We start from the raw sequence: 13533 nt of genomic DNA on the forward strand, positions 1-13533 counted from the left end.
GGCCTCACATGTCACTGCTCGCGGGCAGGACGGTCGTCGTGTCGGGTGTCGGAGCCGGGCTCGGTCATCAGGTCGCGGCGGCCGTGGTGCGCGACGGCGGCAACGCCGTCCTCGGGGCGCGCACGGAGGCGAATCTCGCCAAGGCGGCGGCCGAACTGGACCCGGACGGCACGCACACGGCGTTCCGCGCGACGGACATCACCGACGAGGGGCAGTGCGACGCGCTCGCGGCGCTCGCGGCCGAACGCTTCGGGCGGATCGACGCGGTGGTCCATGTCGCCGCCTGGGACAGCTACTTCGGCGGCCTGGAGGACGCCGACTTCGCGACCTGGCAGTCGGTCATCGATGTGAACCTGCTCGGCACGCTGCGGATGACCCGCGCCTGCCTCCCCGCGCTGAAGGAGCGCGGCGGCTCCGTCGTCGTCATCGGGACGCAGTCGTCGGTCGCCGCGCCGAGCCAGGTGCGACAGGCGGCGTACGCGGCCTCGAAGGGCGCGCTGACGAGCGCGATGTACTCCCTGGCGCGGGAGCTCGGCCCGCACCGGATACGGGTCAACACCGTGCTGCCCGGCTGGATGTGGGGCCCTCCGGTCGAGGCGTACGTGCAGTTCACGGCGTACACCGAGCAGGTGCCCGAGGCGGACGTCCTGAAGCGGCTCACCGAGCGGATGGCCCTGCCCGAGCTGGCCACGGACGGGGACGTCGCCGACGCCGCGGTGTTCCTGGCGTCCGACCGGGCCCGGGCGATCACGGGCCAGTCCCTGCTCGTGAACGCGGGCGAACTCATGCGGTAGTCGATCCGGCAGGCGGCTCCTCTCGCAGGCGCACGGGACCCGCATCCCGTACGGCTGCCGACGTGTCATTGCTGCTGTGGTCTGACGAAGTGCCCGCTCATGGTGTGGTCCACGTCACGAGCACGACAACAGCCCGGTGGGTAAAGTAGAGGCAAAATCGTTCTGCTTTCTGATCTGTGTTCATATCTGTGACCGCGCGAGGTCTTGACCGGCCGGTCGGACCAGCGGTTCAATCCCCGAAGTCCCCGCTCCCGCACGGGGGCGCCGCCCTCCCCCGAGCAGGGGGGAACCACGCGTACTGGCGAAGTGCCGTCCGGTATCTGCAAGTTCACAAGGCGGACCCCTGGAGGGGGCACATGAACGGTCTCGACTGGGCCGTCCTGGTCGCGTACTTCGGCGTGATGACCGCGATCGGTGTCTGGTCCCACAAGCGTGTGGACGATGTCAGCGACTTCTTCACCGCGGGCGGCAAGATGCCGTGGTGGCTGTCCGGCATCTCGCACCACATGTCGGGCTACAGCGCGGTGATGTTCACCGGCTACGCCGGCATCGCGTACACCTACGGCATCACCTCGTACGTCACCTGGGCGCTGCCCATCGCCATCGGCGTGGCCATCGGCGCCAAGGCCTTCGCGCCCCGGCTCAACCGGCTGCGCTCACGGCTGCACGTCGCCTCACCGCTCGAATACCTCAAGGACCGCTACAACGTGCCGACGCAGCAGGCGCTGGCCTGGTCCGGCATCCTGCTGAAGATCGTGGACGTCGGCGCGAAGTGGGCGGCCATCGCCACCCTGCTCAGCGTCTTCACCGGCGTCACGCTCACCCAGGGCATCGTCATCACCGGCGGCATCACGGCCGTGTACTGCACGATCGGCGGGCTGTGGGCCGACGCGCTGACCGAACTCGGCCAGTTCATCATCCAGTTGATGGCCGGTCTGGCGATGCTGGTCATCGCGCTGAACAAGATCTCCGACCAGGGCGGTCTCTCCAAGGCGCTGGACTCACCGAAGCTGCACGGTCACGCGAACGGGTTCGCGGGCCCGTACCTGACGGTGTTCTTCATCGCGTACCTGTTCATCAAGCTGTTCGAGTACAACGGCGGCATGTGGAACCAGGCCCAGCGCTACATGGCCACGGGCAGCGCCAAGCAGGCCACGCGCTCCGCGTTCCTGTCCGCCGGGCTCTGGTTCGTGTGGCCGGTCATCCTGTTCATCCCCATGTGGCTCTCGCCGCTGCTCGTCACGGCGCAGAAGCCGGACGGCTCGGACGCGTACGGCCTGATGGCCGACCAGCTGCTGCCGCACGGGCTGCTGGGCCTGGTCGTGGTCGGGTTCTTCTCGCACACCATGGCCATGTGCTCCTCGGACGCGAACGCCATCGCGGCCGTGTTCACCCGGGACGTGGCGCCGGTGCTCTCCAAGACCGCGCGCGCCTGGGACACCCGTGCCGGGCTCATCGCGGGCCGCGTCACCACCGTCGCCTTCCTCGGCTTCTCCATGGCGGTGGCCACCCAGGTCAACTCCCCCACGTTCAAGGACATCATCACGGTCGTCATCAAGTGGGTGGCGGGGCTCATGGGACCGATCGCGATCCCGTTCATCCTGGGTCTGCTGCGGCCGTTCCGTAAGTCCGGCCCGACGGCGGCGCTGACCAGCTGGGCCTGCGGTCTGCTCGCCTTCTTCTTCGTCAACTACAACCTGGACTTCTCCCAGCGCACGGACGTGAAGCTGGAGTACCAGGTCTCCGTGCCGATGGCGATCTCGCTCGTCCTGTACATCCTCATCGGCTTCCTGAAGCCCGAGGACACCCCGGAGCGGGACGCCCTCATCGAGATCATCAACACGGACGACGGCGGATCGGCCGCCGCGGCGGTCCCGGCACCGGCGGGTGCGCCGGACGGGGTGGTGGGCACGCCCGTGAAGGACTAGCGCCCCGACCGGAACCGGGCCCGTCGCGTTCCCGGTTCAGGCGCGGGGGTAGCGGGCGAGCCAGCCCGGGGACGATCCGGCGGGCCCGTGCAGCGCGGGCCCCTGGGTCATCTCCATCGCGAAGTCGTCCGCGAGGACCAGCACCGTGGGACGGCCCTCCAGTTCGGCCAGCCAGGCCGGCGGGAGGGCCGTCTCGCCGTGCAGGGCGCCCAGCAGACCTCCCGCGAGGGCGCCGGTGACGGCGGAGGGCCCGCCGTGGTTCACCGAGAGGCACAGACCGTGCCGGACGTCCTCACCGACGAGCACGCAGTACACCGCGGCGGCCAGCGGCCCCTCGGCGATGCCGCTCACGGCGAGCTCCTGGACCCGCTCGGGTGAGGGCATGCCCTGCCGTACGGCGCCCAGGGCGTGCTGGAGCGCGGCGGCGACCGGCTGGTGCCCGGGCCGGGCCGCGAGCAGCGCGAGGGCCTGCTGCACGGCCGCGTCGGGGTTCTCGCCGCGGGCGAGCGCGTGCACGATCACGGCGTACGCGCCCGCCGTCAGGTACGCCGAGGGGTGGCCGTGCGTCTGGGCGGCGCACTCGACGGCGAGCTGCATCACGAGCTGCGGCTCCCAGCCGACGAGCAGCCCGAAGGGCGCGGAACGGGCGGCGGCCCCGGGACCCCGCTCGCCGGGGTTCTTGGGCGCGTCCAGCGTCCCCATGATGTCGTCGGCGAGGCCGAGCAGACAGGCCGTGGCGGGGTCGCGGCGGGCGTAGAGCCACTCCTCGCGGGCCAGCCAGCCGTCGTCCTTGCGGCGTTCGTCGGGCCCCCAGTCGCTCTGGGTGGCCGCCCAGCGGCGGTAGGCGCGGTGCACGTCGGAGGGCGGATGCCAGGCACCGGTGTCGCGGCGCACCTGGGCGCGGATGAGCCCGTCGACGCCGAACAGGGCGAGCTGGGTGAGGTGGGTGACGGCGCCGCGCCGCCCGTACGCGGGGGCCGGCCCGACGAGGCCCTCCGCGCCGTGGGTCTCCCGGATCCTCTCCAGCGAGAGCCCGTCGACCGGGGCGCCCAGCGCGTCGCCGACGGCCGTGCCCAGAAGCGTCCCGCGGACCCGGCTCCGGAAGTCCTGCTGCTCCCCGCGGCCCCAGACGGCTGTCGCACCCACCGAGACCTCCTGAGGCACTGTCCGTACGCACGTCCGACAGGGCAGCACTGTAATCGAACGGGAACGGTCGGCTGAGGCCCCGGATCCAGAAAGGGGATGTGCTTCCGGCGTCCCCGAATGATCGGGTCCGGTCGGCCCTCGAGAGAAAGCCGATCGGTCCGGCCGGTCTTCAGGAGAAAGCCGATCGGGTCCGGTTGGTCGGCGGGAGAAGGCGCGGGCTTCGGGCCGCGCCGTCAGTCCGTGTAGCGCGCCCGGACCGCGTCGCGGGCCGCGGTGACCGCCGTGAGGCGCGGGGTGAGACGGGAGGGATCGGCACCGGGGCCGGCGAGGAGCTCGCTGAGGATGTCCGCGAGCTCGGCCAGATCGTCCCATTCGGGTTCCATGGCCAGGACCTCGGCCAGCCCCCGGTCGGCGTCGGCCCAGTCCCCGAGAGCCCAGCCGATGATGCACCGGCCCGACCGGCGGGTCAGCTCGTCCGGGGCGTCCGTGTCCAGGAGCCGTTCCAGCTCACGCCACCAGGGTTCCGCGGCCGTCCTGCCCCGGGACCGCGCCTCGGTCATCGCCAGCTGGAACGTGCCCGGCACCGGTTCCTCGGCACGGAGCCGTTCCGCGAGGTGCCGGGCCCGCGCCCACTCCCCGGTGTGCCGGAGGACCTCGACGCGCACGTAGTCGAGGTCGAGCGGGTCGTCCGGACCCGGCTCAGGGCCCGCCTCGGACAGCCGGGCCATCGCCTCGTCCCGCCGGCCGCAGTGGATCAGCGTCTCCACGATCCTGCAGCGCGCCTTGTCCCCGTCCGAGCCCAGGGCGATCAGCCGTTCCCAGTCGGCGAGGGCCCGCTCGGTCCGTCCGGTCGCCAGGAACACCTGGGCCCGCTTCTCGTAGGCGAACGCGTAGTCCGGGCCGTCGGCCAGGGCCCGGTCGAGGCAGGTCAGCGCCTTCTCGTAGTCCTTCAGGTCACGGTAGGTCGCTCCCAGGCAGCCGAGCGCCGAGGTGTTGCCGGGGTCCCGGTCGAGGACGTGCCGGAAAACGGTGATCGCCTCCTGGTGCCTCTCCTCGATCCGGAGTGCGTTGCCCAGTTCGACCTCGATCCAGTCGGCGTCCGGACTCGCCGCGAGCGCGCGCCGCAGATCCTCGTTCGCGCCGGACAGGTCCTCAAGACCCCACCTCACCCGGGCCCGCATCACCAGGGCCCAGGAGTAGTCCGGCTCCAGCGCGACGGCGCGGTCGAGATCGGCCAGGGCCCGCGCGCTGTCGCCCAGCTCGTGGTGCGACACTCCGCGGCCCGCCAGGGGCGAGGCGTAGTCGGCCCTGAGGCCGACGGCCCGGCCGAGTTCGGCGACGGCCTCCTCGAAACGGCCGGCGAGCCGGTAGGTGTCACCCCGTTCCGACGCGACCCAGGCGGAGTCCGGCTCCAGGCGGGCGGCCCGGTCCAGATCGGCGAACGCCTTGTCCCATGCGTCCATGTCACGGTGCAGCCGCGCCCTGCGGACGAGCGCCCAGAGGTGGGTCCCGTCCATGCCCAGCGCACGGTCGAAGTCGGCGCGCGCCGCCTCGCACTGATCGAGGGCATGCCGGCACACCGCTCGGGAAGCCAGTGAGTCGGCGTCCGTCGGGTCGAGGGCGACGGCCCGGTCGAAGTCGGCCACCGCCTCCTCGAAGCGGCCCGCCAGGCGGTGTGTCTCCGCCCGCTCCGCGATGATCCACCCCGTGCCCGGCCGCAGTTCGTCCGCGCGGTCGAAGGCGGCCAGCGCCGCGGTGAAGTCGCCCCGCAACTGGTGGGTGAAGCCACGGCCGTAGTGCACCCGCGCCTCGTCCGGATCGATCTCGACGGCCCGCTCGTACTCGGCCAGGGCCCGCTCGTACTCCCCGGCGTTGCGCAGTTCCCTGGCCCGCACCCCGTGGGCCAGTGCGCGGCCGGCGCCGTGCAGCGCGGAGCGGGCCAGCAGCAGGTCCATCGCCGCGGCCACCCCGTCCTCGTCGTCCGCCAGTGCCTCGGCCAGTCCCCGGCCCAGGTCGCGCAGGGCCGGGTCGCCCGCCGCGTCTCCGGCCTCCTCGATCATCCTGGCCCAGTTGCGTCCGGCCACCTGACCGGTCCCGCAGGCCTCGACCACGTCGCTCAGCGCGTCACCCAGCGCCGCGCGCGGCCGGGCGCACAGCCGGTGGTACGACGCCTCCAGCCGCAGCCGTCGCCACGGCTCGTGTTTCCACAGCTCGTCGGGATCGAACAGTCCGGTCCCCGCCTCGTCGCTCCAGTGGCCGAAGACCTCCGCGAGCCTCTCGTGGCGCTCGGTCCAGCCGCGTGGGGAATGGCGCCGCTGCAGCCGGAGCATCGGCTCGCGGACCAGGCCGTGGTACCGGACCCGGTCGCCGCGGCCGTCCACGAACGGCAGTCCGCGCAGCCAGCCGAACAACGCGTCGGCGTCGTCGTCGGGGCACTCCACGGCGGCCCGGAACACATCCAGGTCGAGGCTCCGGGGAAGGGCGCAGGCCAGGGCCACCGCCCGGCGGACCGGGTCCGGTTCCCACTTCAGGAAGCGTTCGACGGCGGTGGCCGAGGGGTCGCCGATGTCGTCGGGGTCGGCGGGGCGCTGCTCGGCCAGCGTCGAGACCAGCAGGGGCAGTCCGCCCGTCAGGCGCAGCACCTCCTCGACCACGGGCTCCGCCACGACCCCCTTGTCCGCGAGGAGGCCGCGCGTCTCGGTCTCCGTGAAGGGGCCGAGGGGCAGGTCGGTGACGAAGTCGGTGAAGCCGCCCCAGCGGGAGGTGTCGAAGGGGCGCTGCCCCGCGGTCACCACGACGACGGTGGCGGGCAGCAGGCCGTGCTCCCGGGTCGCCATCACCGCGTGGAGCCAGGCGTCGAGGAACGGTCCCGTCCGCTCGTAGGTGTCGAAGAACAGGACGATCCACGGTGCGGCCGACGCCGCCTCGGAGAGCTCCCTGACGAGGACCGGGGTGAGCACGGCGTGCGGTGACAGGACCAGCCGCTCGTCCTCCTCGTTGCGCAGGCGCGCCCCGAGTCCCGCCCTCAATCGGTCTGCACCCTGGGCCAGTTGGGCGGGATCCAGGACTCCGGCGAAGGCGCCGACCCCGGGCACCATGCCCAGCCCCACCAGTCCGACCCGTGCCACCGTCAGGCTGCCCGCCGAGGGGCCGGGCCGCTCGGGCTCGTGCGGGGCGAGGAGGGCGGCCTCCGCCTCGTGCCGCCGCTCGTGGTACGCGGCCAGCAGGCGGTCCAGTTCCTTGAACCGGTGCCCCTGCGCGGCGAACCGGCGGCTCAGCGCCGCCATGGCCTCGGGCAGGCTGCCGACGCTCTCGTCGACGTAGGCCGTCAGCGCGCCGCGCTCACGCGCCAGTTGTTCCATCTCGCGGACCAGGAACGTCTTGCCGACGCCCGCGTTGCCGTGCACGTGGAACAGGAACCGGTGCCGCTCGTCCTCGGGAGGCAGGTCGAAGTTGGCGCGGAACGTGGCCCGTTCGGCCCCGCGCCCGACGAACCCGTGGCGCCTCCGCCCCTCGATCAGCTCCTGCATCGACGGCTGCCCCCGCACCATGCGCCTCTTCCCTCCTCCACCACACCACCGGCCCGCCCGAACCGGCATCCCCAGTGTGGCCCAACCCACCTCCGGGCGAACGGCGGTGAGGGCGGCCGATGCACGGACGCCCCGCCGGAACCCGGGGTTCCGGCGGGGCGCCGAGAGGGCGGGGCCCCGTCAACGCCGAAGCGATGCCGGTGATTCAGCGGGACAGCTCCGCCGCGGCGTCCGTGCGCAGGGCGGGAAGGTCGCCGTACAGCGTGGTGCCAGGGCACTCGGTGGAGAGCCAGTCACGGTGGCCGTTGATCATCTGGACGTTCTTGCTGACGCCGTTGACCGGGTTGACGAAGGTGACGGCGGCCTCGGGGTCGAAGCCGTGGTACGTGGACAGCGCACCCAGCAGCCGGACGAGCGACTGGCGGGCCGCGGCCGTCGGGGGCTGTTCGTTCGAGTTGCAGAGCAGGGCGATGCCGAGGTTGCCCGAGTTGTTGCCGGAGGTGTGGAAGGCGGTCACCATCTTCCCGTCGGCGTCATGGGCGGGGATGCCGTCCGTGCCCGAGTAACGGCCCTCGTAGACGAGGCCGGCCTCGTCGATCAGGTAGTGGTAGCCGATGTCGCCCCAGTCGTTGGTGATCGCGTGGAGGTAGTAGTACGACCGGATGGTGGCCGCCGGGTCGGGGTCGCCGTTGACGCCCGCCGTGTGGTGCACGGTCATCACCTGGGCCGGATAGTAGGCCTGCGGCGAGTTCTCGGTACCGTCCGCCTTGAAGCGGAGGGACTCGTCGGCGCCCCACCCGGCTCGGGTGATGTACTCGACGTCCGCGATCCGCCCCACAGTCGCGGCGGCCGTGGCGACCTTCGCGGACGGCCCGTTGACCGTGTCGAGGGCGGTGGAACGTACGTCGGTCGCACCGTCCGGCAGCCGCAGCTCGTACCCGGCGGCCCCGCCGGCCGGCACCAGCGCGCTCACGCTCTTCGCCGGGTCCCCGGCATCCCCGTCGGCACCGGCCCCGCAGACCGGCTGCAGCGCCGTCCACGCGCCACGGCTGCCGTCCTGGCCTATCAGCCGGATGCTCGCGCCCCGCCTGGGCCCGGTCCAGCTGACACCGACGTGCTCCACGGGGAATTCGGCCTGTACGGTCCGCGCGGCGGCACCGGTGACGGACTTCGCACGCGTACGCGGCACACGGACCGTACGCGCACCCGAAGTCGTCGTGGCGGGGGTTGTCGCACCGATCGCCGGAACGGCTACCAGGCCGGTCGCGACGCCGGCCGCGGCACCGGCCGCCATGAGGACGGCACGACGGTTCAAAAGCTTCTTGCGCACAATGGATCCTTTCAAGTGGCGTAGAGCGAGGGGAACTTGCCGCCCACCTCCACCTACGGACCGCACGCCGGGCGGGCCGCAGAGGGCAGACAGGAAGCGGCCTCCCCCAGAACTGACTCTTTACTGACTCTTTATACGAGGCAGCGGTACGCATCACTCGACCGGGGGCGCATCTCGCTGCCCAAAAGCCGTTCAGTCATGGGGAGTTGCCCGTCAGAACACACAAGGCGGCTCCCCGCACGCTGGTATGACATCCCGTCAGCCGCGATGTAGGCCCACGCGTGGTGCCGGCACGTCGCCCCACCCGACGGCAGACCGAGCGCCCGACGGGCCCCTTCGGACAGTCGGGTCTCGGCCGATCCTGATCCTCTTCCCTCAGTCGAGCACCGGCAGCAGGTCCGGCAGATGGCCGTCCGAGGCCGCCGCCGCGCGCTGCCGTTCCTGGGGGACCTCGCCGTAGAGGGTGGTGCGGGGCCTGGCGGGGCGGCCCGCCGCCTCGGCCACCGCGACCAGTTCCTTGACCGACTTGTAGGAGCCGTAACTGGAGCCCGCCATACGGGAGATGGTCTCCTCCATCAGGGTGCCGCCCAGGTCGTTGGCGCCGGATCGGAGCATCTCGGCCGCACCCTCGGTGCCCAGTTTGACCCAGCTGGTCTGGATGTTGGGGATGTGCGGGTGCAGCAGGAGGCGGGCCATCGCCATGACCGCGCGGTTGTCACGGGTCGTCGGGCCGGGGCGGGCGATGCCGGCCAGGTAGACGGGGGCGTTGGTGTGGATGAAGGGGAGGGTCACGAACTCCGTGAAGCCGCCCGTCTGCTGCTGGATACGGGAGAGCGTGCGGAAGTGGCCGAGCCAGTGCCGGGGCTGGTCGACATGGCCGTACATCATGGTGGAGGACGAGCGGATGCCGAGTTCGTGGGCCGTGGTGACCACTTCGATCCAGGTCGCCGCGGGCAGTTTGCCCTTCGTCAGGACCCAGCGGACCTCGTCGTCCAGGATCTCCGCGGCCGTGCCGGGGATGGTGTCCAGGCCCGCTTCCTTGGCCGCCGTCAGCCATTCGCGGATGGACAGGCCGGTGCGGGTGGCGCCGTTCACCACCTCCATCGGGGAGAAGGCGTGGACGTGCATGCCGGGGACGCGTTCCTTGACGGCCTTCGCGATGTCGAAGTAGGCGGTGCCGGGCAGGTCCGGGTGGATGCCGCCCTGCATGCACACCTCGACCGCGCCGAGGTCCCAGGCCTGGGCGGCACGGTCCGCGACCTGGTCCAGGGAGAGCGTGTAGGCGTCGGCGTCCGTGCGGCGCTGGGCGAAGGCGCAGAAGCGGCAGCCGGTGTAGCAGACGTTGGTGAAGTTGATGTTGCGGGTGACGATGTACGTGACGTCGTCGCCGACCGCCGCCCTGCGCACGTCGTCGGCGATCCGGCACAGGGCGTCCAGCGCCGGGCCGTCGGCGTGCAGCAGCGCGAGGGCCTCGTCGTCGGTCAGCTTCGTCGGGTCGTCGGCCGCGGTCGCGAGCGCGGCGCGTACGTCGGTGTCGATGCGGGACGGCACCATACCGGGGGCCGCGGCCTCCCGCAGCGCCTCCCAGTCGCCGTACACGGTGTCGAAGTCGTCGCGGCGGTCACCGGTGCGGCCCTCGGTGTCGATGGTGTGGTGCAGATCGGTGCGCCCCGAGGACGTGAAGGCCTCCTCGGGCTCCTGCCACGGGTGGCCCTCCACGACCGCGTCCGGAAGCGCTAGGCCCGTCTCAGGGTCCGCCAGGGCCCGTACGTGGGGCAGCAGGCGGGGGTCCAGCCAGGGCTCGCCGCGCTGCACGAACTCCGGGTAGACACAAAGCCGTTCGCGGAGTTCGAAGCCCGCGTCGGCCGACCGCTCGCGCAGCAGCTCGATCTGCGGCCAGGGGCGCTCCGGGTTGACGTGGTCGATGGTCAGCGGCGAGACCCCGCCCCAGTCGTCGATCCCGGCGCCGATGAGCCGCCCGTACTCGCTGTCGACCAGGTTGGGCGGGGCCTGGAGGCAGGCGGCCGGGCCCATGATGTGCCGGGCGACGGCGACGGTGGCGATCAGCTCGTCCAGCTCCGCGTCCGGCATGCCGCGCATCGCGGTGTCCGGCTTGGCGCGGAAGTTCTGGATGATCAGTTCCTGGATGCCGTGGTGGGACCGGGAGACGCGGCGCAGCGCGAACAGGGAGTCGGCGCGCTCCTCGTAGGTCTCGCCGATGCCGATCAGCAGCCCGCTGGTGAAGGGGACGGAGGAGCGGCCCGCGTCCTCCAGGACCCGCAGCCGGACGGCGGGCTCCTTGTCCGGGGAGCCGTGGTGCGGGCCGCCGGGCTCGGACCACAGCCGGGTCGCGGTGGTCTCCAGCATCATGCCCATCGACGGCGCGACGGGCTTGAGCCGCTGGAAGTCGGTCCACGACATCACACCCGGGTTGAGGTGCGGCAGCAGGCCCGTCTCCTCCAGGATGCGGATCGAGATGGCCCGTACGTAGGCGATCGTGTCGTCGTAGCCGTGCGCGTCCAGCCATTCGCGGGCCTCGGGCCAGCGGTCCTCGGGCTTGTCGCCGAGGGTGATCAGCGCTTCCTTGCAGCCGAGTCCGGCGCCCCGGCGGGCGATGTCGAGGACCTCGTCCGGGGACATGAACATCCCGTGGCCGGCCCGGCGCAGCTTGCCGGGGACGGTGACGAAGGTGCAGTAGTGGCACTTGTCCCGGCACAGCCGGGTCAGCGGGATGAAGACGCTCTTGGAGTACGTGATGACACCGGGCCGGCCGACCGCCTCCAGGCCGGCGTCCCGGACCCGCGCGGCGGAGGCGGCCAGGTCGTCCAGGTCCGTGCCGCGCGCCTGGAGCAGCACCGCGGCCTCGGTCACGTCGAGCGCGACGCCGTCCCGGGCGCGCCTGAGCGCTCGTCGCATGGAGTTCGCCGTCGGCCCGGATCCGGGAGTCGTGCCCGTAGCGGAGGTCGTCATCCTTCGAGCATACGGTCGAGGTGATCAGGTATCGGCGGGCGTGCCCGATTCGGGGCGCGCGTCATCTGTCGGTCTCCCCGCAAGACGTCGATTCCCCCGGTGTGCACCCGCGTTCACCGCCCGCTCGCACAGTGGTCCGTGGCACTTCGCATCACTCATGTCACTGTCACACCCGGCCCCAGGGGAGCAGCAGTATGTGCGAGGACGACCACGGCATCGGCAGACGCGCGCTGTTCGTGACGGGAGCGGCGGCCGCGCTTACGTTGGGAAGCGTGACCTTCCCCAGCGGCGCGCACGCGGAAGCGGCGGACGACCAGGAGACCCGGACGGTGCGCGGCACCCTCCCCACCGGCTCCCCCGACTTCGTGTATCTCCCGGTCGAAGTACCGGCCGGGGTCGCGGAGATCAAGGTCTCCTACACCTATGAGAGGCCGTCCGTCCCGGCCGGCACGGCGGGCAACGCCCTCGACATCGGCATCTTCGACGAGCACGGCACGGAGCTGGGCGGCCGGGGTTTCCGGGGCTGGTCGGGCGGCGCGCGCACGGAGTTCTTCATCCGCTCGGACGACGCGACCCCCGGCTACATCCCCGGGCCGGTCCGCCCCGGCACCTGGCACATCGCGCTCGGCCCGTACACGGTGGCGCCGCAGGGACTGGCGTACGAGGTCACGATCACCCTCACGTACGGGAAGCCCGCTCCGGCTCCGGAACCGGTGTACCCGCCCTCGCGTGCCAAGGGCCGCGGCCGTGCCTGGTACCGGGGCGACTGCCATCTGCACTCCTGGTACTCGGACGGCCGGCGCACCCCCGCGGAGATCGCGGCGCTGGCGCGGGCGGCGGGCCTGGACTTCATCAATTCCTCGGACCACAACACGCACGCCGCGCATCCGCACTGGGCGGACCAGGCGGGCGACGATCTGCTGATCATGCTGGGCGAGGAGGTCACCACCCGAAACGGGCACGTGCTGGCGCTCGGCACGGAGCCCGGGACCTTCGTCGACTGGCGCTACCGGGCCCGTGACAACCGGTTCGGCCGGTTCGCGCGCCGGATCCGCGGGGCCGGCGGGCTCGTGGTGCCCGCGCACCCGCACGCCACCTGTGTCGGCTGCGGCTGGAAGTTCGGCTTCGGCGAGGCGGACGCGGTCGAGGTGTGGAACGGCCCGTACACCCCCGACGACGAGGTCGCCCTCGCCGACTGGGACAGCATGCTGGTCGCCTCCGTGCGCGGGGGACACGACTGGCTCCCGGCGATGGGCAACAGCGACGCGCACCGCTCCCCCGACCCGGTCGGCAGCCCGCAGACGGTCGTCCTCGCCGACGACCTGACCCGCGAGGCCATCCAGGAGGGCATCCGCGCGGGCCGCTCCTATGTCGCCGAGTCCAAGCTGGTCTCCCTCGCCTTCACCGCGTCCGGCGCGAAGGGCGAACACGCGGGCATCGGGGAGCGGTTGAGGGTCGCTCCGGACACCCCGGTCACCGTCCGCCTGGAGGTCACCGGCGCCCCGCGCTGCACGGTCCGCTTCGTCACCGACCAGGGCACGCTGTTCACCAGCGACCCGCTGCCGGTCGCGGGATCCGGCACGGTGGAGTGGCGTACGACGGCGTCCTACGCGGCATACGTCCGCGCGGAGCTGCGCCACGAGACGGCGGCGGGGCCGGTGCCGGGGGCGCTGGCGGCGTTCACGAACCCGGTCTTCCTGGGGTCGTAGCCCAAGGGGAGCGTGAGGGAGAGAGCGTGAGGGAGACCGTGCTCCCTCACGCCCGCCCCTGGGGGCCCTGAGTTCTCGTTGATCTGGGGCCGGCTCCAGTTCTGGCCCTGACCCTGGTCCTGGCCC

7 protein-coding genes are annotated in these 13533 nt (G+C 72.1%); 3 read left to right on the top strand and 4 right to left on the bottom strand.

Features of this window, described 5'->3' with window-relative positions; all coding sequences use genetic code 11:
• The first annotated feature begins 8 nt into the window (after nt 1-8).
• Together OG485_RS19740 and OG485_RS19745 are read left to right on the top strand one after the other, a co-directional pair.
• A complete protein-coding gene (locus tag OG485_RS19740) occupies nt 9-794 on the top strand; it encodes an SDR family oxidoreductase (protein WP_328669648.1) in 786 nt (261 codons plus the stop codon).
• Between the two features lie 356 nt (nt 795-1150).
• Entirely contained in the window at nt 1151-2722 is a 1572-nt protein-coding gene (locus OG485_RS19745) for a sodium:solute symporter family protein (RefSeq protein WP_328669649.1), read from the top strand.
• A gap of 36 nt (nt 2723-2758) precedes the next feature.
• Here the strand turns inward: OG485_RS19745 and OG485_RS19750 are convergent, their stop codons facing one another.
• The 4 genes from OG485_RS19750 to OG485_RS19765 all read right to left on the bottom strand — a co-directional run bounded on the left by OG485_RS19750 (nt 2759) and on the right by OG485_RS19765 (nt 11698).
• Entirely contained in the window at nt 2759-3868 is a 1110-nt protein-coding gene (locus OG485_RS19750; RefSeq protein WP_328669650.1) for an ADP-ribosylglycohydrolase family protein, read from the bottom strand.
• A 233-nt stretch (nt 3869-4101) separates the two neighbouring features.
• Nucleotides 4102-7419 (bottom strand): tetratricopeptide repeat protein, encoded by a 3318-nt coding sequence (locus tag OG485_RS19755; protein ID WP_328669651.1) that lies wholly within the window; start codon nt 7417-7419, stop codon nt 4102-4104.
• A 184-nt stretch (nt 7420-7603) separates the two neighbouring features.
• Nucleotides 7604-8728 carry a peptidoglycan recognition protein family protein gene (locus OG485_RS19760; RefSeq protein WP_328669652.1) on the bottom strand — a complete coding sequence of 375 codons (1125 nt, stop codon included), beginning with the start codon at nt 8726-8728 and terminating at the stop codon, nt 7604-7606.
• A 375-nt stretch (nt 8729-9103) separates the two neighbouring features.
• Entirely contained in the window at nt 9104-11698 is a 2595-nt protein-coding gene (locus OG485_RS19765) for a bifunctional FO biosynthesis protein CofGH (protein ID WP_328669653.1), read from the bottom strand.
• 194 nt (nt 11699-11892) lie between these two features.
• Between OG485_RS19765 and OG485_RS19770 the strand changes: the two genes are divergently transcribed.
• A complete protein-coding gene (locus OG485_RS19770; RefSeq protein ID WP_328669654.1) occupies nt 11893-13407 on the top strand; it encodes a CehA/McbA family metallohydrolase in 1515 nt (504 codons plus the stop codon).
• Nucleotides 13408-13533: the final 126 nt, after the last annotated feature.

It is taken from the genome of Streptomyces sp. NBC_00328 (assembly GCF_036139655.1).
In the GTDB taxonomy this organism is placed as follows: domain Bacteria; phylum Actinomycetota; class Actinomycetes; order Streptomycetales; family Streptomycetaceae; genus Streptomyces.